This is a genomic window from Flavobacterium psychraerolatum, assembly GCF_025960985.1.
GTDB lineage: Bacteria > Bacteroidota > Bacteroidia > Flavobacteriales > Flavobacteriaceae > Flavobacterium.
The window spans coordinates 1-25,534 of record NZ_JAOQMX010000018.1 but is presented as its reverse complement, the minus strand read 5'-3'; the positions used below and the strand labels follow the sequence as shown (position 1 = coordinate 25,534).

The following is a 25,534-nucleotide window of genomic DNA, read 5'->3' as shown; positions in this document are numbered from 1 at the left end:
TTTTAACTGATGTAATGTGCATTTATAATTTCATTAGTCTTTCTACTAATTCTAATTCTCTTATTGCATTCTTTTAAAAGTGTTAACTGTTTAAAAGCGCCTTTTATTTTTTGCGAATTAAAGCTTAAACAACCAAAAATTAGTAATTTAAAAATTTTATTTTTTTCTATTTTAATATTACTTACAGAAAAATCACAATTCAAATCTCCATATTTAATATACAATTGTTTTTCATAATTTAAAAAATACAAATCTGAGAACAGCGGAACCATGGGTTTTGGTGTCATGTTACTATCATGCCTAATATAAACATTAGGAACTACACCAATTTTTAAATTATGAAATAGTACTCTTTGGCAATAATTATCATCCTCTCCATAATGGAAAAATATTGGATCAAATCCTCCAATTTTTCTCAATGTACTTATTGGCAAAAGCCAAGCTGCTGCTTGAATAAAAGGAACTTCGTATATAGCTTTTAAAGATTTGGACAAAACAAAATCTGAATAAAAATTTCTAGTCGCAGTACATGCCATAAACTTATAAAAATACATTTCTAATGCGTTTCCAGAATACTCAAGTTGCACAGGGCTAATGATCCCATAATCCTGGTGCTCACAAGCTACGTTAATTAAATTCTGGATGGTTTCTGGCTCTACAAATGCATCTTGATTCAATAAAAATACATAATCAGCATTTTGTCCCAAAGCATAAGCCAAGCCAATGTTGTTCGCTTTTCCAAAACCTAAATTGACCTTTTCTTTAAAAAGGATAACATCATTATAATTTTCTTCAATATACGATGCACTGCCATCCGTACTATTATTATCTATAACAAGAATCGTCACAGGAACAGTACTAGTTACCAAAGATGCTAAACATTCTGGTAACCATTTCATTCCGTTATATGTTACTATTATTACAAAAACTTTTTTCATTCCAATTTATTTTTGAGGATTGGACTGAAACCAATTTTCAACTTTTAATATATTCCCCACATTCCTTATTTTGGAACCCCATTGGTAAGTTTTAGACTTCTTAATTTTTAAAAAATTTGACTCAGCTATTTCAATTTTAGAATATAGATTCGTCAATATCAAGGTCAATAATTTATTGAAATCATTATCATTCAAAATAATTTTCAAATATAGTAATGCATTAACATAATTAGATTGCATTGTTTGTCTATCTCTTGTCATACTACTTAAATGATCTCTATACAATGCGAACGGTTTATTAATAAAACCCGTATTTGGATTTTGTTTAAAAATTGAAATCCACATTATCCAATCTTCTTTTGCTTTTAAATGAATTGGAAATCTAAATCCCTTAAAATATTTTGCTTTGAAAATAGCACAATGTATTGGTATTGCGAATTCAAAATCCCATTCAAAGACAATTTTCTCATAATTAAAATAAGACTCTTGTAGGTTAAAACGAGGTGGATTTGTTTTACTTATATCTTTGGTGAATGACACATAATTGGAAATAATCAAATCTAAATTTAACTGTTCACAGAACTCCAATGACTTTTCAAATTTTGATTCATGTAAACAATCATCTGCATCTAAAAATTGAATATACTCTCCCATTGCCATATCCAAGCCACTGTTCCGAGCGCTACTCAACCCACCGTTTTCTTTGGCAAGGTACTTAAATCTAGAGTCTTTGGCAATCCATTCTTTTGCAACTTCTTCAGTTTGATCAGGACTACCGTCATTTACGATTATACATTCCCAATGCTGCCAGGTTTGATTTAAAACCGATTGCAAAGCTTCAGGTAAATACTGCGCTTGATTGTAACATGGAACTATTATGGAGATCATAAAACTACTATTTATTTTTTCTGAAATAACCATAGTTGATAAATTAGTATTTCTGCAGCGCCTTCAATAGGAGCTATTGAAAATCTTTCTAGTTTTAGTGTAGTGAAATTTTCGGCCGAAATTAATTCAACTAATTCTTTTTCTCCAATCCAATCTTCAATTGGTTGGTCTTGACTAGAATAAGAATTCCATAATTGTTCCACCTCTTTTCTGGGAGTAGTAATAATTAAATATCCTTTATCTTTCAAAAGCATAGCTATTTCCTGAACAAATTCCTTTTTTTTATTATCTGATATATGTTCAATTACTTCCGAAGCGATAATTAAATCAAACTTATTTTGTTGTTTTTTCAAAATGGTCTTTGTTGTTCCACAAATAAAATTTAAATGAGGAAACATCTTTTTTGCATGACCAACAACAGACCTAACAGGCTCTACACCGGTAACATTACCGTATTTAGTAAGTAAATTTGACAACCATCCTCTTCCACATCCTATGTCTAGAATTTGTAGATTTTCTTGCTCATAATATGTCTGTTCAACAAAAGACTGAATTATTAACCACCTTTTATATTCTTCATCATTTGGTGCCTTTGAATTCCATTTTGGATTTGTAATAAATAAGTTCTCATAATACAAATTTTCCGAGTTGCGAAATCTGAGCAAAACTCTTTTAAATATTCTTAGAATACGCTTACTAATTAACTTCATTCCTCTATTTTGATTATTATAGTTTTGCACTCCCATTTGACGTTAGGATGAAAAATTTTATTAATTTTAAAATTTAATGTATTGATAATTTCTTCTTGAAAATCTTCAACTACTTCAAACTGTATAACATCTGTTTGCACTTCTAAATCAGTGGTTGAGTCTCCCAAAAACAAATCTAGCTTATAAACACCTGGAAATAATTTTAACTTATCTATTTCAACGGTAATTTCTCCACTATATATTGACTCTTTAATTAATTTGTGAAATAGATAATGTCTATTATTTACGCCTATTAAAGGTACATCATCTAAGTCCTTTATCACTATTCCTAAAATCGGATTAGTTATTAAAACATTTGACTCAAAAAACACCTCTAATTTAAAAGTTGTATTGTAAAACAGTTTCTCCCCGCAAAATTTTAAAGATGCCCTTTTAATTATTCCGTTACCATAAAAATTATCATTGAGATCATTGAGATTTGCTTTTAGGTATTTTTCTAAAGTCTGGTCAATTCCCCCGTCAAAAATTACTTTACCCTGCTCTAATATAATACCTCGATTGCAGAGTTGCTTTACCGCCGCCATATTATGACTGACAAACAAAACAGTCCTTCCACCTTGCTTAGAGATATCCTGCATCTTTCCAATAGCTTTCTTCTGAAATTCGGCATCACCAACGGCTAAAACCTCATCTACAATTAGAATTTCAGGTTCCAAAAAAGCAGCTACTGCAAAGGCCAATCGCACGTACATTCCGCTACTGTATCGTTTTACAGGTGTATCAATATACCGCTCGCAGCCTGAGAATTCTATAATTTCGTCCAGCTTTGAAGTTATTTCTTTTTTAGTCATTCCTAGAATGGCACCGTTGAGATAGATATTCTCTTTACCTGTCATTTCACCATTGAAACCCGTACCCACTTCAAGTAAAGAAGCTACTCTTCCTCCAAATTTTATACTTCCAGTAGTGGGTGCAGTAACACGTGATAACAACTTTAAAAGAGTAGATTTTCCGGCACCATTCTTCCCAATAATCCCAACTATTTCGCCACGACTTACTTCAAAATTGATATCTTTCAGAGCCCATACATAATCACTTTGCCCTTTGGAAGCGCGATCATTGACTTCTCCAATTTTCAAATATGGATCTTCTTTACCGCGTATTTTGTACCACCAGCGATTAATGTCATGCATTAAGCTACCAGTACCCACAAGGCCTAGACGATATTGTTTGGAAATATTCTCGACTTTTAAAATTATGTCTTTCATTTTATCAATTCATCTCCTTTTATTTAAAAGAGTATTTTTTTCATTATTAAAGTGAAGTATTAGATAGACTATGACATCTTTTGTTACTTAATCCCTCCTCACTCCATCTAGTTTTTTATTATCTCATGTATGCTAATCAAACTCTTTGACAGCTCTGACCGTCAGTGGAAATTATTGGACAAATAGTTATATTCCATAAGCATTATCCCTTTTACGTAAAATAAGGTTCTTGACTTACTCTACTAGCAATTGCGATTAATAAACTTATCTTAATCAATCCAAAGAAAACTTAAATAGTATCTATAAAATTCTTTTCTGTTCTATTAAAAAGTAGTATTCCAACTAGAAAAACAACAATCGTTACAACTGTTGTGTAAACCATACCTAACAAGGGTAATTCTCCAACGCTCATCAACATATATCGTGAAGTTTCAATTATGTACGCAACAGGATTGTATTGTATTATCCATGCATACTCTGGCATTTTAGATTGAATTAAACTCATGGGATAAAAAACCCCCGATACATACATTAATAGCTGAATCCCAAAAGTAATTAAATAGTTCAAGTCTCGATATTTTGTTACCATTGATGAGATTATCATTCCTAATCCCAATCCCAAAACTCCCATTACTATAATTACAATCGGTAGTAAAATAGACCATTGGTTAAAACTAATTTGGGCTCCTTTCCAATAAAAATAAATGAAAAAACCAAAAAATATCAACAATTGAATGACGAATCGTGCTAAATTTGAAATGACAGTTGTCAAAGGCGCAATTATTCTTGGAAAATAAACCTTTCCGAAAATCCCTGCATTTGTCGCAAACGTATTTGAGGTTCCTGTAAGACAAGACGAAAAGTAATTCCAAATTGTAATACTGCCCAAATTAAACAAAAAAGAAGGCACAGCCCCCGTACTTATGCCAGCTAGATTATTAAAAACAATTGTAAAAGTTACCGAGGTAAATAAAGGCTGAATCAAATACCAAAGCGGCCCCAGAATGGTTTGTTTGTAAACTGTTACAACATCACGACGTACAAATAAGTAAAGTAGATCACGGTATTGCCAAATTTCTTTCAGGTTTAAGGTAAAAAAGCTACTCTTGGGCTTGATCTCAAACAACCAAGGGCTGGTATTATTTTCTTTAGGATTCATTAACTAGATTAATTATTCAAATTGCATGCTAATAGCGCTACAGAGTGAATGTGATTTTGCTTGTCACATACAAATATACTTATTTCTTTAAAGGAATAACAGTCGAATACCTTAAGTATTGCTGAAAAATAACGTACTTTGTACTGTAATATAAAAAAGACCTCATGCTTTTCTTTTCGAAAAAAAAACCTACCTTAAAAGATTTAATTCCAGACAATTATATCGATATTCACTCTCACCTCTTACCAAGTTTAGATGATGGATCTACCTCAATCGAGAATACTCTGGCAATGACCGCAGCCTTAAGAACAATAGGATTCTCACAATTTATTACCACTCCGCACATTATTCAACATGTCTGGGAAAATACGAGTGAGCAAATAATAACTACTAAAAACAATACTGTCGCAGCATTGCAAGCGCATCAGTTTGAATTACCCTTCAAAGCAGCAGCCGAATATTTCATGGATGATAATTTCACCCACCTAGTACAAGATCAAAACTTACTAACATTAAAAGATAAGTATGTATTAGTTGAGATGTCCTATATAAATGCTCCTATTCAATTGTATAGTATTCTATTTGATTTGCAAGTAGCTGGATATATTCCGGTTTTGGCACATCCTGAGCGGTATTTATTTTATCATACCAATACCGCCGAATATCGAAAACTAAAAAAAGCTGGTTGTAAATTTCAATTAAATCTTTTGGCTGTAACAGGATATTATGGTAAGCAAGTAGCCAATGTAGCCGAAGAACTATTGCAAGGAGGATTGTACGATTTTGTTGGATCTGATGTGCATCATACTAATCACGTCGAATCATTTAATGAAAGGGTAAAAATAAAAGATCTTAGTCCTCTAAAAGAAATAATCATCAATAACAACTTCTTTGCATTTGAATAACTAGAATTTGATTGGCATTTTGAACTACATCACCACAATTTTCATTTTGTACTTCTTGAGTAGAACAGCAAATTTAGTTAGTAATTACAATCTAAAATATCTGAACCAAACTAAAGGTTCCGTTTTTTTTTTAAGTTGAATTACCTTATCCAAAATACTTTCGAATTCTAGAGTCTTAAAAATATACCCCATTAACAAAAAAAGTTTATTGAAATTAATTCCAATAAACTTTTTTGACTAATTGTTTCATTTAAAGTAAGGTGTAATTACAGTCACATTTAAAACTATTAATTTTTAATATCCAACAGTTCATAATCTGAATTCATACTTTTGAATTCAGGTACGATTTGTTTCATCATCCTTACAATCTCTTCTTTAGTTGATATTTTTGAAGTATCGATCAAACAATTAATTGAAACATGTAAATTTTCGTACTCTTCTTGAATTTCTTCTGCAATCATGATCTTTTCATGATAAGTAGGTAATGTTTTTGCAGTATCGTTTAACAACTCTTCGTATAGTTTTTCTCCTGGTCGAAGTCCAATTTCCCTGACTTCGATATCTTTGTCTGGTATGAATCCTGCTAATTTTATCATTTTGTACGCCAAATCAATAATTTTAACCGGTTTACCCATATCAAAAATGTAGATTTCGCCACCATTCCCCATTGCACCCGCTTCTAATACCAATTGACAGGCTTCAGGAATAGTCATAAAATATCGGATGATATCTCGGTGAGTAATAGTTATTGGGCCACCTTCGGCAATTTGTTTTGTGAAAAGTGGTACTACAGATCCATTCGAACCCAAAACATTTCCAAAACGAGTAGTAATAAATTTGGTCGTACTTTCTCCCAAGCTTAGATTTTTCAAATGTAACGATTGCACATATTTCTCTGCAATACGTTTACTTGCCCCCATTACATTGCTAGGGTTGACAGCCTTATCTGTGGAAATCATAACAAATTTCTGAACTCCAAATTGACAAGAAAGATCTGCTAAGTTTTTAGTTCCTTCCACATTTGTTTGTATTGCCTGATTCGGATTGCTCTCCATCAACGGAACGTGCTTGTACGCAGCAGCATGAAATACAACGTGAGGGCTGTACTTTTCAAAAACAGCGGTTATACTTTTTTTGTTTCTAATATCTGCAATAACCGATTTAATTTTAGATTTTGGTTTTAAAATTTCAATTTCTAAATTTAAATTGTGTAAAGGTGTCTCTGCTTGGTCCAAAATAATTAATCGCTTGGGAGAGAACCCCAATACCTGACGTGCAATCTCACTACCGATTGAACCTGCTGCACCAGTGATTAAAACATTCTTATCTTTTAATTGACTAGAAATTAATCTGTTATCAAGTACGATTGGGTTTCTATTTAATAAATCTTCGATTTGAATTTTCTTCACTTTTCTCGAAATTTCTTTTTGGTTTTCCCAATCCGAAATTGCGGGGACCGTAAATACTTTTAAATTGTATTCTAAACATTGATCCACGATAGTCATCTGTTCTTGTTTTGACAAACTTTTATCGGCGATAATTAAACCTTGCGCGCCTTGACTGCGCAATACCGTTGGAATTTTTTTCTTTTGAGCAAAAATCGGTAAATCTAGAATTCGCTTGGTTCCGTTTTGTTTATTTTTATCTATAAAACCAACAATTTTAAAACGTAAAGGAGATTCTAATTTCAAAGCATTAGCTACTGATATTGCATTTGCATCTGCACCAAAAATAATGGCTTTAGTCAGTCCATCTTTATTCTGATGAGTAAAGTATAATTCGAACGTTTGCTTCACTATTACTCTGTACAAAAAAAGTCCACAAAATGAGATCACTACGTTGATAAACAAGGAGGTATTCAAAAATGCTTTATATCCATATATTAACAAATGTGTATAATTAAATGACATAAAAACGATAAGTAATGAAGTCTGTGAGAACAAAAGTTTTACAGCATCAATATAAGATGAATGCCTTATAATTCCTGAATACGTTCTAAATAACCAAAAGAAAAAAAGATTGACTAATAGAAATGTTCCGAAATATAGAAATATCGAATCCATTTTCACATAATCCAATCCCATACCTTTAAATAATAAAAAGGTCATAAAAAAGGCACCAACAAGCACCACAAAATCGATAATTACAATTATCCATCTTGGTAGATAACTTAAATTATCAAAATGTAATCTCTGACTAAGTTTAGTAATTTTTTTTTCTAAACTTGAATACTTTTTCATCAATTATTAATTTAATTATTATATACGCATCAAAATTAACTAAATACTTACTAAGTTAACCAATTTGATCAATTATAGGGAGTAATTCCAATAATTAGAATGAAATACCTTATCTTATTATTCAACAACTACCCAGAAAAATCATCTCCCTAATTGTGTTTTAGAAGACTTATCAAGTACTCTCCATATCCTGATTTAACAAGTGGTAAGGCAAGATCACGCAATTGTTGACCAGAGATGAATCCCTGGCGCCAAGCAATTTCTTCTATACAACCAATTTTAAGTCCTTGTCTTTCTTCTATAACTTGAACAAATTGTCCAGCTTGCATAAGGCTATTAAAAGTACCCGTATCCAACCATGCGGTTCCTCTACTCAAGATACCTACCTTTAATTTCCCTTGTTCCAAATAGACCTTATTCACATCTGTAATTTCATATTCTCCTCGTGCAGATGGTTGAATATTTTTTGCTATTTCAACTACTGAATTATCGTAGAAATAAAGTCCCGGAACTGCATAATTGGATTTTGGATTTAAAGGTTTCTCTTCTATCGACATTGCTGTGAAATCTTTATCAAACTCTACAACACCATAACGTTCTGGATCCGAAACATGGTAAGCAAATACTACACCACCTTCTGGATTATTATTGGCTTGAAGTAACTCTTTCATATTTGAGCCAAAGAAAATATTATCTCCTAAGACTAGAGCAACACTATCTTTACCAATAAAATCCTCACCAATTACAAATGCTTGCGCTAAACCATTTGGTATGGCTTGCTCAGCATAAGTAAACTTGCATCCTAATGCACTTCCATCTCCCAATAGTTTCTTGAAATTTGGTAAATCATGTGGCGTTGAAATAATTAAAACTTCATTAATCCCAGCCGACATTAAAGTCGAAAGTGGATAATAAATCATTGGTTTATCATAAACTGGCATCATTTGCTTGCTCATGGCAAGTGTTAAAGGATGCAATCGAGTTCCTGAACCTCCTGCTAATATAATTCCTTTCATAGTATTTTGTTTTTACATTAAAAAATAATGAATATATTTTTACTGCTATAAATAAGTACTTAAATAACTTCTAACTTTCTAAGATAGCCATGCATTTTGCTAAACTCACTTTATAATCAGGAACTAAAACAGCGTACGTAGTTTTAATTTTTGATTTATCCAATAAAGAAAAGCTAGGCCTTTTAGCAGGTGTTGGGTAATTTGATCCCGGTATTCCGCTTACATCACAGTCAAATTTCCCGATTTCTTGTATCGCCAAGGCAAATTGATACCAACTAATTTCGCCTTCATTTGAAAAATTAAAAATTCCAGCTTCCCATTTCGTACCCGCGATAATAGTCATAATTGCAGCCGCCAAATCTGCAGCATATGTTGGACTCCCAATTTGATCGTTTACTACACTTAGCGTATCTCTTTCTTGCATTAAGCGTGACATTGTTTTCACAAAATTATTTCCAAAACTTGAGTATACCCATGATGTTCTGATAATAATAGCATCAGGATTATTTTTTAAACATGCTTTTTCTCCCGCTAATTTCGTCACCCCGTATACATTGATCGGATTCGTTGCTGCTTCTTCGGTTAATGCTATCGAAGAATTACCATCGAAAACATAATCTGTTGAAACATGAAGAAATTTACAGTTGTTTTGAAAACTCCATTTAGCCATGATCGCAACGGACTGATGATTAAGTATATCCGACAATTCAACCTCAGATTCTGCTTTATCAACCGCTGTATGTGCAGCACAATTGATTATTATTTGAGGATTAATTGATGAAATACTTTTTTCTAAAGCATCCAAATTACACAAGTCTAGTTCTTGCCAATCGGTAAAAACCCAGTCAAATTGTGAATATAGTTTAGATAGAACTTTTAATTCCGATCCTAATTGACCATTTCCTCCAGTGATTACTATTTTTTGCATTAAAATTCGCTATTACAATTTTTAAAATCTGGCAAAACTAAATCTTTGTCTGATACAATTGCATCTTTCAAATCTATTCCCCAGTCGATGTTTAATTCAGCATCATCAAATCGAATTCCGCCTTCACTGGCTTTATTATAATATTGATCACATTTGTACATTACCAATGCTGTTTCACTTACTACAGAGAAGCCATGAGCAAAACCTTGTGGCACTAATAATTGTTTTTTATTTTCAGACGTTAGCTTAACACTGAAAGACTGACCAAATGTAGGGGAATCTTTTCTTAAATCTACTGCAACATCAATTATTTCTCCTTCCAATACTCTAATTAATTTAGTTTGAGCAAATGGAGGATTCTGATAATGTAGTCCTCTTAGCGTTCCTCTTTTTGAAAAAGATTGATTGTCTTGTACGAAATCTATATTTACTCCTAAATCTTTTAATTTATTTTCATTATAAGATTCCATAAAATAGCCTCTTTCATCTTCAAAAACAACTGGTGTAATTACTACTAAGTCTTTTATTGGTGTTTGTTCTATGTTCATATTATTATTTTAATTTTTATTGATAAATTTTGAAACCAAATTATTTAACTGAACCATTCTAGAAATAAACTATTTTTATGAGCTAAAAAAAGTGAATATAAAAACACAGGAAATAACAATACAGTCAAATGATTTACTATTATCACCTTGCCATTACCTTTTGCAAAGGAAAATGGAGCTAATAGTAATGCAAAAAGTATATATGGCGAAAAACGATGAGCTACTGAAGGGTTTATAAAAAATGAAAGTGTATAAACAAGCATAGTCGTCACAAGTATGGGATGATTCATTCTTTCTTTATACAAAAAAACCCCTGTCAAAAACAAGCAACAAACAAAAATAAAGAAAACTTTATGTGCTAAACCAATAGCCTTCATTCCTTTTGAATAATAGTTAATTTTAAATAAAATAGATTCAAAAGCTGGTAAGGAATGTAAGAACTTACTGAAAAGGAAAAAAAGAAAAATTAGTATTATGGGTGTAAGCATTGTTACTATATAATACCATTTATTCCTATAAAAATAAGTCACGAGTATCACACATGAACTTATATGCATAAATGGAGTCAATAAAACCCATTTAAATTTGAAATCTCTAAAGGTATAATAAAAAAAAAGTGAAAATAAAATATAGCTTGGACCATTTCTAAGCACTACAAATCCCAGAACAAAATAATAAAGAACAAATAGGATCATTTTTTTAAATACTTCAACATCTCTTCTTGTCAATATCCAAATAAAAAAAGATGTGTTAATTAAAAAATTAAACCAATACATAGCTAAAAAGACATCTGATTTTAATTCAAAAAAGTTATTAAATATCGAATAAATGCAGTAGAGATAAGGTTCATTTATCAAAAAGGAGAGAAAGCCATCTGGCTTATGAAATATTTTAAAATTGTAATATAAATAATAATCATTATTTAAAGTAATATTTATTATATCTCTTAAAACAACTGAAGAACTAATAAAACACAAAATAAATATCTGTTGTTTCCGCGGCTTATCAACTGCCAAACTTGCAAAGTAGTAAAACAAAAAAGTTAATAAAGTAATAATAAATATCATTTTAATAAAAGTAGAATAATAAATAAAGTGATATGTACCAAAATTCGACTAGTTGTCAATATCTTAATTTCTGCAAATCCTTCTCCATCATCTATTGCCCCCATAATTCTGGGATCAATGAAAATAATCAAAATAATAGATCCAAACATGTTGATAACCTGCGTCATCGAACTAAGCGTCAAGGCTTTCTGAGGAAAAGAAAAACTTATATAATACAAAAAAGTAATACTGAATGAAAACAAAAAACCTGCGATATAATTTGTAACAAACAAAATACAATTTCTAACGGTTAACTTAAACCCTATAGGCTGCCGATTAATTAGCTTCAAATTAATGGGCTTAGATTTACCAAAAAAGAAATTTAACTTTGTAATCACAAATTTAGAGAAAGCAAACGTAAACTGATGTGAATAAAGAGGCAATAACACTATTATTACTGAAAAATGTGCTAATATTGTTATTAACCATATTTCATTTTTATCTTTAACAGATTCGGTTACAAAGGCCATAATCGGTATAAATATCAAAATAAATCCACGAGAGCAATACTGAAAAATATTTATTAAAGACAACAGATGTCTTGTGTTTTTATTATCCTGTATATAATATTTAAAATGATATGCGGCAACGTCAATAAATATCGAAAGAGCATATGCTACAGCAGCTAAAATAAACATACATAAAAATTCGGTTCTTGGGACATAAAGTTATTCAATTTCAGCTTGGTATAATATTTATCATTTACTTCATATCAGCTAGGAGATATTTTATTTCTTAAATACTGATAATTTATCTTTCTTCAAAAAATCTAACTATAGCTTTTTTAATTCTTATTTTATCCTCATCAGATAAATTTGAACCTGACGGCAAACACAATCCATTTTCAAACAATCTTTGACTAACGTCAGATCCGTAATAAGGATAATTGGAAAATATAGGTTGCAAATGCATCGGCTTCCATAACGGACGAGATTCGATATTAGCAGCGTCAAGCGCTAATCGAAGACTTTCACTCGTAATCCCATACTCATTATTGGGAACTATTTCAATAGCACTCAACCAATAATTAGAAAAAGAAATCTCTTCATCAGTTTGAAAAACTTTCACAAAATGAATATCTTTAAATAAATCAATATAAAAGGAATTCATTTCTCTACGTAAAGCTATGTGCTTATCTAACACTTCCATTTGACCACGACCAATACCCGCGCAAATATTACTCATTCGATAATTATATCCTATTTCGCTATGCTGATAATGAGGTGCGTCATCTCGAGATTGAGTTGCAAAAAAAACAGCTCTATCCTTTAATTCTTTGCTTTTTGTGACTATCGCCCCACCTCCAGATGTTGTTATAATCTTATTACCATTAAATGACAATACACCTATATCACCAAGAGTACCGCACTTTTGTCCTTTATAGGAACTTCCTAAAGCTTCTGCACTGTCCTCGAGTACAGGAATATTGTATTTTTTAGCAATAGTATTAATTTCATCTACTTTGTATGGCACACCATATAAATGGACTGCGACTATTGCCTTGGGTGTTTTCCCCTTTGCAATTCTGTCTACAATTGCTTCTTCCAAGGCAATTGGACAAAGATTCCAAGTATCTGATTCACTATCTATGAAAACAGGCGTTGCCCCTAAATATAAAATTGGATTTGCTGATGCTGAAAATGTCATACTTTGACAAATTACTTCATCGCCAGCTTTAACACCCAATAAAATCAAACCTAAATGTATCGCTGCAGTTCCTGAACTTAAAGCACCAACATAGCTTTCACTACCTAGATAATTTTCTAAATCATTTTCTAAACCATTCACATTAGGTCCTAAAGGTGCAACCCAATTAGTATCGAAAGCTTCTTGTACAAATTTTTGTTCATTTCCTCCCATGTGTGGAGATGAAAGCCATATTTTTGAGTTATTCATGTTCTTTATTATATTTTATTATTTTACTAGGATTTCCTACTACAACAGCAAAGTCGGGTACATCTTTCAGGACGACAGATCCGGCTCCAATTGTACACCATTTGCCAATTTTCAAACCTTGAATTACACAAGCTCCAATTCCTATTTGAGTACCTTCACCAACACTTACATTCCCTGCAAGAGTAGCATTAGGAGATATATGGACGAAGTCTTCTATTATATTATCATGTTCTACGACAGCACTAGTATTAATAATACATTGTTTACCAATTCTTGTATCTGAATTAACAATAGCTCCAGCCATTATAACCGTACCACGAGCTATACTAACATTAATTCCTATGACTGCATTAGAATGAATCAATATTGGATAATTAACATTAGTGTACTTATTACTTATTTTTTTTCTTATCTTATTATCGCCTATTGAAATAAAAAGTGAATCATCTTCATTAAATTTCACCCTTCTAACAATGTCAATTCCACAAATTTTATCCAAAACGGGATTATCGTCAATTATTGACGTAATCTCATATAAATTATTTTTTTTTATAATGTCAATAATAACTTTGCAGTGTCCGCTTCCTCCAAATAAGTACATTTTAATTTCCTTTAAATGCTTCGGTAGTTACCTGCCCCTGCATGTTTATACCTTCACTAACAAATACTTTTTTAATAGTCATGAGAAAAATCTTCATATCTATTGCTATTGATAAATTATCAACATACCACACATCATATTCAAATTTTTTTTGCCAGGAAATAGCATTTCTGCCATTCACTTGTGCCCATCCTGTAATTCCTGGTTTTACTTCGTGCCTTCTACTTTGAAAATCATTATATAATGAAAGATATTGCGGTAATAAAGGTCTAGGACCTATTAAGCTCATATCGCCTTTTAAAACATTTATCAGTTGTGGAATTTCATCAAGGGATGTTTTTCGTACAAATGCACCTATTCTTGTAAGTCTTTCGGCATCAGATAAAAGATTGCCCGAAGCATCTTTCTTCTCATTCATTGTTCTAAACTTAATAATTTTAAAAATAACTCCATTAAGACCCGGACGTAGCTGAAAGAAAAATGGTTTCCCTTGATTTGCAAAATACAGACTAATTAAAACTATAACTAAAACTGGACTTAAAACTATTAAACCAATTAATGCAGCGACAAAATCCATAAGTCTTTTAAAAACAATTTTATACATCATTAATCAACTGTTTATACTCGTTTAATATAGATTCCCACACGTATGTTTGTTCATACCTAGACAAAACCATCTCTCTAGCATTATTTTTCAATGCATTATAATATTTTATATCTGCCTGAAATTCTATCATTTTATTTAAAATAGCCTCTTCGTCTTTCACAGGAATAATAGCACCATTAATACCCTCCATAATTATTTCATTACACCCACTTATATTTGACACTATACAGGGCAATCCCATAGCACCTGCCTGTAAGACTACATTGGGAAACCCTTCTCGATAGCTTGGAAATACTAAAGCATGACTAATATTAAAGTAGGGGCGAACATCCTTTTGAAAGCCCACAGCAATAATATTGCTGTGGTTTTTGATTTGCTCAACAGTAAAATCATTTAAAGGATCTAAATCTTTCTCTTCGTCTCCTACAAGTAGTAATTTTATATTTTCCAGTGGGACTTTCGAAAAAGCATTTACTAATTCATTAATTCCTTTATCTTTTACTAACCTTCCTACAAAAATATAGACAAAATCATTCTCCTTAATACTTAGAGATTTTCGTAATTCATTATCTTGATTACTATTTATATGTTCAGGAGAATAAAAATTTGAATCGATACCATTAACATTTCCATTCGCTAAAACTTTGAGTGGTTTGCGAGTGATATTGTATAACTTTAAATCTTTTTCCACACCCTTACCCTCTGGGTATATATTCGTAGCACAAAGGCAAAGGAATTGATCCATCTTAATTAGTAGAATTTTCATCAGCCCTCCTTTGGAAGGGAAAATCAACCCTGTAAAAGTGTGCATTCGAATAGGAACACCTGCAAGTTTAGCAGCAACCATACTTAGTAATCCTGCCTTAGGGGTAATAGAGTGAACAATCATTGGTTTTTCTTTACGAAAGAGACGATAAAGATTATACAAAGAGCATAAATCACTAAACGGTTTTATAGTACGATGCATTTTAACATCAGATATTTTAACCATTTCTCTCGTAGCTACTTCTTCTAAATTTTCATCCACACCTGAAACAGCTATAACTTCATAATACTTATTTAAAAAAGATAATTGCCCCTTCAATAATACATTCAGAGATAATGCTACTGTAGATGTTCTTATAATCTTAGGTTTAAACATATTTCATATATAAACTAATTGTCTTTTCAACCATTATATTAATGTCGTATTTTTTAGCGCGTTCAAATCCTTTTTCAACAATTTCATTATAATTTTCCTTATTTTCAAGTAAACTATTTATACACTTAGTTAATTGCCGATGATCACCCTTACTAAATAATACACCGGCTCCATCAACTACCTTCGATAGGCCTCTGACGTTAGATGCAACAACAGGTATTCCTGAAGCCATACCCTCTACTGCAACTAAGCCAAAGCCCTCCCAATGAGAACTAACTACAGAAATGTCAACTGATTTTAATAAATTCGCAACGTCAGATCTAGCTCCAAGGAATAAAACACGCTCCTCTAACATATTTTCTTGTACAAGCAACTCACAATCCTTTTTCATAATGCCATCGCCTACTAGGAGCAATTTAACATTCTTTTCTAGATATGACATAGACCTAATAACTGTTTTTTGATCTTTTTCCTCTCTAAATCCTGCCACTTGAATAATTAATAAATCCTCTTCCTTCAAAGAATTATGTATTTCACTCAACGGCAAAACCTTTGCTGATTTAAATTTATCAATATTTACACCATTGTAAATTACTATAAATTTTGACTCTTTGTTACCAGTATGAGAAATAAGTATCTTCTTAACGTCATCAGTAATACAAATAATTTTAATATAGAAAAAATATATAAATTTCTCAATAGGCTTAAATAACAGGTTTTGCATTCTTTTATTGGAAGTACTGTGCTCAGTAAAAATCAGTTTAGTTCTGGAAAAACTAAAAATTTTTGCAAGAACAACCCAATATTGAGCTGGAAAAAGATGAACATGAATAAGATTATACTTCTTTAAGTAAGGAATAATTTTAAATATAAGTAACGGGTTATATACAGATAATTTACCTAATATATAAATATTACAACAATTTAAGTTTTTTAACTCTTCCAAAAAAGGATAACTGATACCGTTTAATAACAATAAATCGACCTCTAAACCATTTTCTTTATACTTAGGGATTGATTCTAACAGAAGCTTTTCAGCACCGCCCATTGCTAGACTATTGATTACTTGCAGAATTTTCATATATTATTCTTATACTTTAATGTCTCTAATCTATATTTCTTTGTGAGTATAAAGGTTGGTATATATAGAAGAATAGTAAAAATAATATTATCCGAATTATTAACAATTACCTTAAAGGGCTGTCTGTCAATTAATGAATAATGAATAAATTTCACGTTATTTAAAACTTTGATTCTAAAATATAATTTTTGTTTTTGAAGAATTTTTTTTTCATAAATAAATCCTTTTATATTATTCATTGCCATTTTCATAACATTTGCTGTCATACCATCTTTTAAATAATCCCCTCTATAAAATATAATATTCATACAGTTAAACAACCCTAAATGATTTAAATTAATATAAGGTACATTATCAGGCATAAACTTCTCATTATCATATGGTAAACTATAACTATTTACATATAAATCCGTTTTTATTATAAAAAGTTTGTCACCTAAAACTAAATTTTTTCCGTAATATAAATTTATGTACGATGACTGTTTACATGGAAATTCACTTCCTATTAGCTTACCACTTAAATCAGATTTTAATCCAATAACACCAATACAATTATAATCTAAGTTTAACAGTTCTTCTCTAATTTTATTTAGAAGAGAATATTCTAAAAAATCATCTGAATCTAGAACAAGAGTAAAATCACCTTTAAGATTTTCTTGAAACCCCCTGAAAATAGCTCTTGTTTTTCCTCCATTGACTTGTTTTACATATCTTATATTTATTTTATTTTCAATAATCCATTCCTGAATTAAAGATTCAGTACCATCTGTTGATCCATCATCAACAATAATCCACTCAAAATCAGCTCTTGAATTCGTTAAAAGACTAATATATATATTTGACAAACAATACGCTCTATTGTATGTAGCAGTAACTATAGATAACAGCATAATTATATTGGTTTTCTTAATAATGTTTTTACAAATAATATAGAATAATGATTACCAATAACAAATTGATATTTTAAAATGATTCCTAATCTTTCCAAGCGATTCTTTTTTGGATAGGCAAAATACGCATTGAAGATTTCTTTGTTTTTACGAGAAATAACTGGAGAATATTTTTCAAAAAAAGACAAGTTAGCCTCATAATGTTTCTTATCAATTACAGAATTTCGAGTGAATAAAAACTGTTTCATTCTGCTTAACAAACTATTATTAATATTACCTGTTACATTACTATCATGTTGCCTATACAACATCAAAGAATCATCAATATGAAAAAGCTTACCAAAAGTTACTGATGCAATAGTTATAAGGTGATCATGCATGTAAACGTAATTAGGAAATTCTTTTAAGCAATTTAATAATTTCCTATTAAACATTAAAGAGCAACCTTGAACACCACTATTTAGGAAAAGACTATTCTCCAAAGTACTTCGATGAAATAAGGTAATATTTTTACTAACTACTTTACTCCCATCATAGGCATCCGCATTACAATAAACAGCACACGGAAACTCTTTATTTTTAATTTCTTGATATAATACATCTAATTTATTATCAAACCAAATATCATCTTGATCACAAAACATAATGTAATCAGCGGAAGAAAACTGAAGCAAGTACATAAAATTCTGACCTGCATTTCCAAAACTGACACCATCATCAACAAGCATAATTCTTGAATCAACGGCAGAAAATTTTTTAATTATAGTAACGGTATTATCTTTTGACCCGTCATCATGTATAACCAAACGCCAATCTTTATGAGATTGTGAGATAATAGAATGAATCTGTGCTTCTACATACTTAGCTCCATTGTAGGTTGCTAAAAGAATATCTACTGTCATATTTTAAATTTTAAAAAAAAAGGTATAGAAAAAAAAATAAACATTTGAAAAAAAGTGGATAAATTAGAAAATAAATATTCTCCAAAAAATTGCATCAATAACATAGAAAATAAATAAGCAAAAAGCAACTGAGCAATTTGATTATTCTTCTTTGAAAACTTATAAAAAAATTGAAAAAAACTACCATAAAAACTACCAAACGCAGCAACCCCTATCATGCCAAAATCTCTAAAAAAACCATACATTACAGTATACACATTAGTAAGAACAGGTACATTTGCATACTCTAATATTGTGGGCTTTACTTCAACAGGGAATCCTATTGAATGCAATACTGCATAAAAAAAACGAAATGTATTTTCTCCAAAACCTTGACGATACAAAGAACTAATGGTATCAAAAGCAGGCATGCCGGCAAAAAGATAAATAGATATTGTATTAGACAAACTGCTCTCTTTTCCTAATTCAGTATCAGCTATTGACCTTAAGAAAGTAATCAAAAAAAGAAGAAAGCCCAATAGACCGATACCATAATAATAATGTTTCTTTTTTATTTTCCCTTTAAAATACAATACAATAAAAATAGCCAATGTAAGAAACAAAAAACTACTACGCGAAACAGTAACAATACTTAATAATACATTTAAAAATATTAAAACAATTAATTTTGTCTTACCACTCTTTCTTGATTTACCATAATTTTGTATATATAGAAGAAGTGCCGCATAACCAAAATTAAATATAAAACCTAAGACTGGAAAAGTTGTATCTGTTGTCTCAGTACCTGTATTTAAACTTCTTAAAGTTAAAAAAAAGAACTGAGGACCAGAAGAAATCGCTTGCGAAACCAAAGAAAATATCATTAGAGGTGCCCCAACTAAAGTAATCCAAAAATAAAGATTTAAGATTTTTCTATTTGCAAAGTTTTCAATAAAATTAGAAGTGTGCTCTAAAACAAAATTCATAATCAATCCTCCAACTATAAAAAAAGAAACCCACAAAAAAATGGCAAAAAGAAATTGGAACTGTAATGAATATAGCGTGTGAGGAATTATATGGAATAAAAGCAATAAAATAGCCCACAAAAAAGGTGTAATAAAAATAGGACTTAAAATACTTTTATTTATTCGATAACAAATAAAAGAAAAAAGAAAAAACAACAGTGATAAAAATAAACCCATGTTATAAAAAGTTATATTTTTTTACATAAAAATACATTAACAAAAATATAATTAACTCAACTAACATCATGCTAAATATGGCTCCTTCTACTTTAAAAAAATAGATAGAAAATAAACTAACCGGTATAGAACAAATACCTACAGAAACGTAAATATTTGAAAATACTTTTTTTTGTTCCATATTCCCTAGGGCTAACAGACCTAATTGACCACAAGCCCCTCCCAATGCGATAGGTATTATAGTCAATATTGAGATCCTCAAAAGAAATTTTACATTAGGATAGCTTGCAAAAAATTTATGAATTATAAAATCTTCAATAAGTACAAAACCAACACATGCAAAACACATTAAGAAAAGTAAACCATAAAAAACAAGTCGAAAAACGTATTTGGCTTTATTAAAATCAATTACAGCAAAACGCGCAATAACCGGAAAACTCGCTTGGCTAACAGGACCAAATACGCCAAAACATATTACTCGTATGATACGTTCAATAGCTCCAAATAAACCGACATATGCAGCAGTTGTGTAAAAACCTAAAATCACAGTTAAACTATTCGTATAAAGACTAATCGCAGAATTAGATAAAAAAATAGGCCAAGCTTCTTTAATTTCTTCTTTCAGAATAGTTAATTTAAAAAAAGAAAAAGAAAATTTTTTGTAATATTTATATTTAATATTTATAAAAACAACAGATAAAAGTCCAGCTAATAGGACACTTGATGATTGTATGAAAATAGCTAAACTATGATCTGTTGCTTGTTTTACAAATAGAAAAAGAAAAGGATAAGTAAGTAGCTTTGAGAAAGCATTAATAATACTCAGTGTACGCATTTTATTTAGTCCTTGAAACCACCATATAGGAAAAAAAACAGAACCTATTAACGAAATAAAAGCTATAAAAATTCCTGTTCTGTAAATTTCTAAATAAGGAAATAAAAAAACGACTATTGCACAAATTACTGAACTAATTAAAAAAAATAAAAATTTAACAAAGGTGATAGACCAGTAGACTCTATTTATTTCATCAGATTCATTTTGTAATAGAGTGATTTTTTTTGTTACAGAAATATTAAACCCAAAATCTATTAATAAAATTGCAAATTGTGAAAATGAAAGCGCGTAAATATAAATCCCAAAAGACTCTTTAGATAATACATTTAATAAAAATGGTAAACTTAGAAGTGGCAATAGGTAATTTAGCCCCTGAATTAAGTATAAATAAAATGAATTTAAAGCTAAATCCTTTATGTCTTTTATCATATTTTAAAAATGAGCTTTTACAATAAAATAATTATTAATCTGTTTCAAAAAAAATGAACTAACTACAACAATATCTAATCACCTACAATTTTTTAAGAATTCTTTATTTACTATTCGAATTATAACACTTCTACTCGAAAACATTGAGTTCTTTTGTAGACAAGACCATTTGCCTTTTTTAAGCAATTAATTCTTATCTAAAGCTTTTCTCTTTATCCGTGGCCTGGCTAAAAGGCAATTATAAAAAATGGCTTCATTAATTTTTCAACTTGTTTATTATTATAACAAATCGATTGACAAAATATTATTATTTAGTTATGTTTAATTTAAAGAAGTTGCTTCAATATCCTTCTAATAATCAAAAACAGTAAAGTAATAAATCCAGCCAAAAAACCACCAAACAAAATCCCTTTAGCTTTACCAAATCGATCATTTTTCAATGGTAATATAGGTTTATCTATGACCTGAATTAAAGGCGTGTCTTTCCGCAAAGTCACTTTAGCCATCTCCGTTTGCTTTACCAATTCCGTTAAAATGGCTGTATTCGCTTGTACGTCTACTTGCCTTCTTGCGGATGGCGTCCGTCTCACGTTTAAGGCAGGATTCAAACCAAAAGTATTATCATTAGCCACTGCAACACCTGTTATTGCTCCATTTAATTCCACTCGAATAGAATCAGTTTGTCTTTCTAAAATTGACATATTCTCTCGTGACTTTTTGCTTTTAGTTTCAATATAAAAATCAGACACTTTTTTCGCCAATGCTTCACAGAAATATTTAGCAAACAACTCATTAGTCGATGCTACATCAATACTAATGACATCAATTTTTTTATCTCTTTGACCAACAGTTAAAGCACTTTTGGATAAATTATCATAAATAACACCTAAAATACTATCTTGAACTCGTGTATATGACTTTCGATCCGCATCAGGTAAAAAAAAAGCATTTTTTAGTTTAGGTTTTTCTTCCCATCCTTCTCTCCACTCATTATTTTGAATGTACATTTCAGCCAAAGAGATTATTTTTCCTTTATAAATAACTGGAGTTAACAAGGTTTGTTCGACCATCTTTCTCGACTTAAATAATTCAGTCAAATTGGAACCTTCGAATATCCCACCGCCACTTCCTCCTAAATCAAAACCAAAAGAACTCGCTAAACCTAATGCCCCACTCATTCCTCCATTTTTTTCAGACTCTACTGCGAAAGATAATGTTGCCATATATACTGGTTTCTTAATAAGAGAATAGGTAATTCCTAAAACAGCCCCAATTAAACCTGTAATTACAATAATTTTCCATTGGGATAATAGATAATTACACCACTCTTTTCCTATTACAACTAACTCTTTTAAAGAAATTTCGTCATTAATTTTTTTCGCTTCCATTTATTTTTTATCTATTTAACAATAAAAAAGTTGATATTATTCCGGCAATACTCACGAAAATAGACCCCACACTAACAATTTCGGCTGTCGTCATTTTTTTACTAATAGGTTTCTCAGGAATGACAATCTGAGAACCTGGACTTACCTTAGGAAAAGAATTGAAGAATAAGAAATGAGAAGCAACATCAGCACGACCATTTGGATAGATTATATAGGCTTTTCTTTTCCATCCCTTTGCATCTATGCCTCCTGCCGAGCTCAAATAATATTTGAATCCTTTACCTTTTACATAAGGTATTTCAGAAGTCAAAAGAATATTCCCGGCCACTTTTACGCCTTCCGCAAATTTTTCAACTATAATTTCATCGCCAGCCATTAAAGAAACGTTTGCCAAATCGTTTTGATTTTTTAAAATACGCTTCCAGTCAATTGGTATAGTTAAATACTTAACTTCATTTACTAATTTGTCTACGACTTTAGTATTAATTGTATCATTATCTCTTTTAGCAATACTAAAATTGACTGCTTTCAAATCCTCTATTTGAGCTTGCTGGATCGGCCTCTTAATTTTAACACCTTCGTTATTGGCTAAAGCAGTTAATCCACCCGAACGTGTGATAACATCAAATACTTTTTCCTTCTTAGATGCTAAAACATATTTACCTGGATAACTTACTGATCCACTAACAGTCACGGACTCTGGTCTCTCATACACACCCATTCTACGGATGCTGATCACATCGTAAGGTTCCAATTTAAAATTTTTAACCTGTTCATTATTCTCTGGCGTAATTTCCAAGTTAAACAATTCGGCTTTGCTTAAGTTAGCGTTATCAATTTCTTCAGCCTTAATCATACGAGCAATCTCGACTCTTTTAGAAGCTGACCCTGTTAAACCACCCGCTTGAATCAATAAATCATTTAAACTTAGATTTTCGTAAAAATTATATTCACCCGGACTGCGAATCTCACCATCTACCGTTACTTTAAATTCGTCTACAAAATCAAGTACAGAATAAACGGTTACAATATCTTCTTTTTTCAATAAAATATCTTCTTCGGCATTTCCGTTTAAGGCTTCAACCAAATTAACTTGTACAATCTCAGTAGTTAAATCAGGTTTTAAACGTATTATTCTTGCTCTTTTTGCATAAGCATCTTCTTTTAAACCATCTGCCTTAGCAATCAAATTAGAAATTCTCATTCCCTCATAAAACGAATACGTGTCTGGTCTAAAAACTGCCCCCCGTACCTCAATACGATTTTCAAAACGATTTAATATTTTAGTAATACGATAGACATCTCCAGAAAGTGGTTTGTAAGAATCAAAATCAATAGCCTTAATATCCTTAACTTTAAATTCTGTTCCTGTTTTTTGGGTAACATTAACTGAACCTTTATAAGCTAACTCATTAAAACCAGAAGCAAATGACAAAAGATCTTTAAACGTTTCTCCAGCCTTCATTTCAAATATACCTGGACGTTTAACTTCTCCTTCGACCGTTACTCTGCTTGTATATGATGGTATACGAATGACATCATTGTCCTTCAAACCTACATTATCAGATTGATTACCGTTCAATAAAAAATTGTAAATATCAATTATCCTAATTACTTTATTATTGCGTAATAATTCTATATTTCGATAAGAGCCATTAATCCCTGGCCCGCCACCCATAAATAACGCATTATAAACTGACGACAGGGAAGAAACGGAATAATTTCCAGGTTGTTTACTACCGATAATAGTTACTTTTATAGTTCTAATACTCCCTAAACTAACACTTACATTTGACTGCCCTGAATTAATCGTACTATAAATCGACGCAAGCGAATTTTTTATTTTTTGAGTTGCTGCTTCTATGGTCATTCCGAATACCGAAATCTGACCAACATAAGGAACATTAATTTTACCTTCAACACTTACAGGTAGATTTCCGTTATATTCTTGTACTCCATATACACTAACGGCTAACTCATCACCTGGTCCTAGAATATAATTCACAGGTGTAGCTAGTTTTAAATTGGGTTCAAAATTAAGACTGCCACTATCAAAAAGATCAGAACCAAATATTGTCATATCTCCGCCAGTTACGAAGTCCTTTTTAGCATTAACAATCTTATCTTGCTTTCTACCCGGAACAGCTTTATCATTAGTACTTCCTTCTGTTGAAACTGAAGCCAAAGTACTCATACGTGCCTTTAATTTTGAAAATTCTAAGGGAGACATGCCTTTTGCTATCGCCATTTGCTCTACTTGATCAATTGTCATATTATTAGAAAGCAACTGACTTTGAAGCTTTGAAATATCGGCATCTTTCAAGTTATCGACTTTTACTGCACTAAGGTCATTTCCTTTTAATAAGTCTTGTGCCATTGAGGTCAAGGGCAATAAACTTAAAAACATTACCAGAACCACTGTAGCTAACTTCTTCATATCAAACATTATAATAGACACTAAATAAAATCATTCTTCATTTCCTTCCATCGCTTCGCAATCCTAAATCCCATTTTTGGTGGATTGGACAAGCTGGATAATTCTGCAAACTTAATCAAAAAAAGGAATAATTCCTTACTATTTCTTTCTAAATAAAGAAACTCAAATGAAGTACATAAACATAGATTAATTAAAATACAGCTGTTCTCTAAACAATCTATAATCTAGAAGAGCTGAACAAATAAAACCTTAAAACTGATAATACCTAATAAAAAAAGCTTATCGAACTAAACCACTATGGACTTAAAGTCCATAGATTTGGTTGTCAGACTTAAAGTCTGCATGTTGCTAGTCTTCAATTATGAAGTTATCATTATTACTTTCATTCGGGCTTCGATGATGTTCCAAATATTGATTTACCATTTCATCTGTAATATTAC

The 25,534-nt window shown here is 30.9% G+C and carries 23 protein-coding genes and 1 pseudogene; 1 reads left to right on the top strand and 23 read right to left on the bottom strand.

The window, feature by feature from the left end; all coding sequences use genetic code 11:
• Positions 1-2: 2 nt before the first annotated feature.
• From M2326_RS08510 to M2326_RS08490, 5 genes are all read right to left on the bottom strand, one after another.
• Complete coding sequence (locus tag M2326_RS08510) at positions 3-938, bottom strand: glycosyltransferase family 2 protein (RefSeq protein ID WP_264619139.1); 936 nt, start codon at positions 936-938, stop codon at positions 3-5.
• Positions 939-944: 6 nt separating this feature from the next.
• The gene (locus M2326_RS08505; protein WP_264619138.1) at positions 945-1,859 is read right to left on the bottom strand and encodes a glycosyltransferase family 2 protein; all 915 of its coding nucleotides are present in this window, start codon (positions 1,857-1,859) and stop codon (positions 945-947) included.
• Positions 1,838-2,536 carry a class I SAM-dependent methyltransferase gene (locus M2326_RS08500; protein ID WP_264619137.1) on the bottom strand — a complete coding sequence of 233 codons (699 nt, stop codon included), beginning with the start codon at positions 2,534-2,536 and terminating at the stop codon, positions 1,838-1,840. The genes M2326_RS08505 and M2326_RS08500 overlap by 22 nt, the downstream gene beginning before the upstream one ends.
• Positions 2,533-3,804, bottom strand: coding sequence for an ABC transporter ATP-binding protein (locus tag M2326_RS08495; protein ID WP_264619136.1), 1,272 nt, complete (start codon positions 3,802-3,804; stop codon positions 2,533-2,535). The genes M2326_RS08500 and M2326_RS08495 overlap by 4 nt, the downstream gene beginning before the upstream one ends.
• A 289-nt stretch (positions 3,805-4,093) precedes the next feature.
• Positions 4,094-4,963 carry an ABC transporter permease gene (locus M2326_RS08490; RefSeq protein ID WP_264619135.1) on the bottom strand — a complete coding sequence of 290 codons (870 nt, stop codon included), beginning with the start codon at positions 4,961-4,963 and terminating at the stop codon, positions 4,094-4,096.
• A 164-nt stretch (positions 4,964-5,127) separates the two neighbouring features.
• Between M2326_RS08490 and M2326_RS08485 the strand changes: the two genes are divergently transcribed.
• On the top strand, positions 5,128-5,868 hold the full coding sequence (locus M2326_RS08485; protein ID WP_264619134.1) for a tyrosine-protein phosphatase: 741 nt from the start codon (positions 5,128-5,130) through the stop codon (positions 5,866-5,868).
• 287 nt (positions 5,869-6,155) lie between these two features.
• Here the strand turns inward: M2326_RS08485 and M2326_RS08480 are convergent, their stop codons facing one another.
• The 18 genes and pseudogenes from M2326_RS08480 to M2326_RS17630 all read right to left on the bottom strand — a co-directional run.
• Positions 6,156-8,108 (bottom strand): polysaccharide biosynthesis protein, encoded by a 1,953-nt coding sequence (locus tag M2326_RS08480; protein WP_264619133.1) that lies wholly within the window; start codon positions 8,106-8,108, stop codon positions 6,156-6,158.
• A 149-nt stretch (positions 8,109-8,257) separates the two neighbouring features.
• Positions 8,258-9,124: a glucose-1-phosphate thymidylyltransferase RfbA gene (rfbA, locus tag M2326_RS08475; RefSeq protein WP_264619132.1), complete on the bottom strand. Its 867-nt coding sequence runs from the start codon at positions 9,122-9,124 to the stop codon at positions 8,258-8,260.
• 70 nt (positions 9,125-9,194) lie between these two features.
• Entirely contained in the window at positions 9,195-10,052 is an 858-nt protein-coding gene (gene rfbD / locus M2326_RS08470; protein ID WP_264619131.1) for a dTDP-4-dehydrorhamnose reductase, read from the bottom strand.
• Entirely contained in the window at positions 10,052-10,600 is a 549-nt protein-coding gene (gene rfbC, locus M2326_RS08465) for a dTDP-4-dehydrorhamnose 3,5-epimerase (protein ID WP_264619130.1), read from the bottom strand. Before rfbC ends, rfbD begins: the two co-directional genes overlap by 1 nt.
• 44 nt (positions 10,601-10,644) lie before the next feature.
• Positions 10,645-11,667 carry a hypothetical protein gene (locus tag M2326_RS08460; protein ID WP_264619129.1) on the bottom strand — a complete coding sequence of 341 codons (1,023 nt, stop codon included), beginning with the start codon at positions 11,665-11,667 and terminating at the stop codon, positions 10,645-10,647.
• Positions 11,664-12,344 carry an alkanesulfonate monooxygenase gene (locus M2326_RS08455; protein WP_264619128.1) on the bottom strand — a complete coding sequence of 227 codons (681 nt, stop codon included), beginning with the start codon at positions 12,342-12,344 and terminating at the stop codon, positions 11,664-11,666. The genes M2326_RS08460 and M2326_RS08455 overlap by 4 nt, the downstream gene beginning before the upstream one ends.
• Positions 12,345-12,456: 112 nt before the next feature.
• On the bottom strand, positions 12,457-13,602 hold the full coding sequence (locus tag M2326_RS08450) for a DegT/DnrJ/EryC1/StrS family aminotransferase (RefSeq protein ID WP_264619127.1): 1,146 nt from the start codon (positions 13,600-13,602) through the stop codon (positions 12,457-12,459).
• Positions 13,595-14,203 carry an acetyltransferase gene (locus tag M2326_RS08445; RefSeq protein WP_264619126.1) on the bottom strand — a complete coding sequence of 203 codons (609 nt, stop codon included), beginning with the start codon at positions 14,201-14,203 and terminating at the stop codon, positions 13,595-13,597. The genes M2326_RS08450 and M2326_RS08445 overlap by 8 nt, the downstream gene beginning before the upstream one ends.
• 1 nt (position 14,204) lies before the next feature.
• Positions 14,205-14,807, bottom strand: a complete 603-nt coding sequence (locus M2326_RS08440) for a sugar transferase (protein WP_264619184.1) — start codon at positions 14,805-14,807, stop codon at positions 14,205-14,207.
• Positions 14,800-15,951 (bottom strand): glycosyltransferase family 4 protein, encoded by a 1,152-nt coding sequence (locus M2326_RS08435; protein ID WP_264619125.1) that lies wholly within the window; start codon positions 15,949-15,951, stop codon positions 14,800-14,802. The genes M2326_RS08440 and M2326_RS08435 overlap by 8 nt, the downstream gene beginning before the upstream one ends.
• Positions 15,944-17,032 carry a glycosyltransferase gene (locus M2326_RS08430; RefSeq protein ID WP_264619124.1) on the bottom strand — a complete coding sequence of 363 codons (1,089 nt, stop codon included), beginning with the start codon at positions 17,030-17,032 and terminating at the stop codon, positions 15,944-15,946. Before M2326_RS08430 ends, M2326_RS08435 begins: the two co-directional genes overlap by 8 nt.
• A complete protein-coding gene (locus M2326_RS08425; protein WP_264619123.1) occupies positions 17,029-17,922 on the bottom strand; it encodes a glycosyltransferase family 2 protein in 894 nt (297 codons plus the stop codon). The genes M2326_RS08430 and M2326_RS08425 overlap by 4 nt, the downstream gene beginning before the upstream one ends.
• A 2-nt stretch (positions 17,923-17,924) precedes the next feature.
• Complete coding sequence (locus M2326_RS08420) at positions 17,925-18,824, bottom strand: glycosyltransferase family 2 protein (RefSeq protein WP_264619122.1); 900 nt, start codon at positions 18,822-18,824, stop codon at positions 17,925-17,927.
• Entirely contained in the window at positions 18,821-20,005 is a 1,185-nt protein-coding gene (locus tag M2326_RS08415) for an O-antigen polymerase (protein ID WP_264619121.1), read from the bottom strand. Before M2326_RS08415 ends, M2326_RS08420 begins: the two co-directional genes overlap by 4 nt.
• 1 nt (position 20,006) lies before the next feature.
• Positions 20,007-21,269 (bottom strand): oligosaccharide flippase family protein, encoded by a 1,263-nt coding sequence (locus M2326_RS08410; RefSeq protein ID WP_264619120.1) that lies wholly within the window; start codon positions 21,267-21,269, stop codon positions 20,007-20,009.
• 326 nt (positions 21,270-21,595) lie between these two features.
• Positions 21,596-22,657: a Wzz/FepE/Etk N-terminal domain-containing protein gene (locus tag M2326_RS08405; protein WP_264619119.1), complete on the bottom strand. Its 1,062-nt coding sequence runs from the start codon at positions 22,655-22,657 to the stop codon at positions 21,596-21,598.
• Between the two features lie 7 nt (positions 22,658-22,664).
• The gene (locus M2326_RS08400) at positions 22,665-25,094 is read right to left on the bottom strand and encodes an SLBB domain-containing protein (RefSeq protein ID WP_264619118.1); all 2,430 of its coding nucleotides are present in this window, start codon (positions 25,092-25,094) and stop codon (positions 22,665-22,667) included.
• A gap of 348 nt (positions 25,095-25,442) precedes the next feature.
• Positions 25,443-25,534, bottom strand: a pseudogene (locus M2326_RS17630) (IS200/IS605 family transposase); the annotation flags it as partial.

Bases quoted from the DNA above. Each gene is read 5' to 3' on its own strand.
- M2326_RS08460 (WP_264619129.1), bottom strand. From the start codon at position 11,667: ATGATATTTATTATTACTTTATTAACTTTTTTGTTTTACTACTTTGCA.
- M2326_RS08420 (WP_264619122.1), bottom strand. From the start codon at position 18,824: ATGACAGTAGATATTCTTTTAGCAACCTACAATGGAGCTAAGTATGTA.
- rfbA (WP_264619132.1), bottom strand. From the start codon at position 9,124: ATGAAAGGAATTATATTAGCAGGAGGTTCAGGAACTCGATTGCATCCT.
- M2326_RS08430 (WP_264619124.1), bottom strand. From the start codon at position 17,032: ATGAAAATTCTGCAAGTAATCAATAGTCTAGCAATGGGCGGTGCTGAA.
- M2326_RS08400 (WP_264619118.1), bottom strand. From the start codon at position 25,094: ATGAAGAAGTTAGCTACAGTGGTTCTGGTAATGTTTTTAAGTTTATTG.
- M2326_RS08480 (WP_264619133.1), bottom strand. From the start codon at position 8,108: ATGAAAAAGTATTCAAGTTTAGAAAAAAAAATTACTAAACTTAGTCAG.
- M2326_RS08405 (WP_264619119.1), bottom strand. From the start codon at position 22,657: ATGGAAGCGAAAAAAATTAATGACGAAATTTCTTTAAAAGAGTTAGTT.
- M2326_RS08435 (WP_264619125.1), bottom strand. From the start codon at position 15,951: ATGTTTAAACCTAAGATTATAAGAACATCTACAGTAGCATTATCTCTG.
- M2326_RS08495 (WP_264619136.1), bottom strand. From the start codon at position 3,804: ATGAAAGACATAATTTTAAAAGTCGAGAATATTTCCAAACAATATCGT.
- M2326_RS08455 (WP_264619128.1), bottom strand. From the start codon at position 12,344: ATGTTTATTTTAGCTGCTGTAGCATATGCTCTTTCGATATTTATTGAC.
- M2326_RS08510 (WP_264619139.1), bottom strand. From the start codon at position 938: ATGAAAAAAGTTTTTGTAATAATAGTAACATATAACGGAATGAAATGG.
- M2326_RS08410 (WP_264619120.1), bottom strand. From the start codon at position 21,269: ATGATAAAAGACATAAAGGATTTAGCTTTAAATTCATTTTATTTATAC.
- M2326_RS08490 (WP_264619135.1), bottom strand. From the start codon at position 4,963: ATGAATCCTAAAGAAAATAATACCAGCCCTTGGTTGTTTGAGATCAAG.
- M2326_RS08440 (WP_264619184.1), bottom strand. From the start codon at position 14,807: ATGTATAAAATTGTTTTTAAAAGACTTATGGATTTTGTCGCTGCATTA.
- M2326_RS08450 (WP_264619127.1), bottom strand. From the start codon at position 13,602: ATGAATAACTCAAAAATATGGCTTTCATCTCCACACATGGGAGGAAAT.
- M2326_RS08500 (WP_264619137.1), bottom strand. From the start codon at position 2,536: ATGAAGTTAATTAGTAAGCGTATTCTAAGAATATTTAAAAGAGTTTTG.
- rfbD (WP_264619131.1), bottom strand. From the start codon at position 10,052: ATGCAAAAAATAGTAATCACTGGAGGAAATGGTCAATTAGGATCGGAA.
- rfbC (WP_264619130.1), bottom strand. From the start codon at position 10,600: ATGAACATAGAACAAACACCAATAAAAGACTTAGTAGTAATTACACCA.
- M2326_RS08415 (WP_264619121.1), bottom strand. From the start codon at position 20,005: ATGGGTTTATTTTTATCACTGTTGTTTTTTCTTTTTTCTTTTATTTGT.
- M2326_RS08425 (WP_264619123.1), bottom strand. From the start codon at position 17,922: ATGCTGTTATCTATAGTTACTGCTACATACAATAGAGCGTATTGTTTG.
- M2326_RS08505 (WP_264619138.1), bottom strand. From the start codon at position 1,859: ATGGTTATTTCAGAAAAAATAAATAGTAGTTTTATGATCTCCATAATA.
- M2326_RS08485 (WP_264619134.1), top strand. From the start codon at position 5,128: ATGCTTTTCTTTTCGAAAAAAAAACCTACCTTAAAAGATTTAATTCCA.
- M2326_RS08445 (WP_264619126.1), bottom strand. From the start codon at position 14,203: ATGTACTTATTTGGAGGAAGCGGACACTGCAAAGTTATTATTGACATT.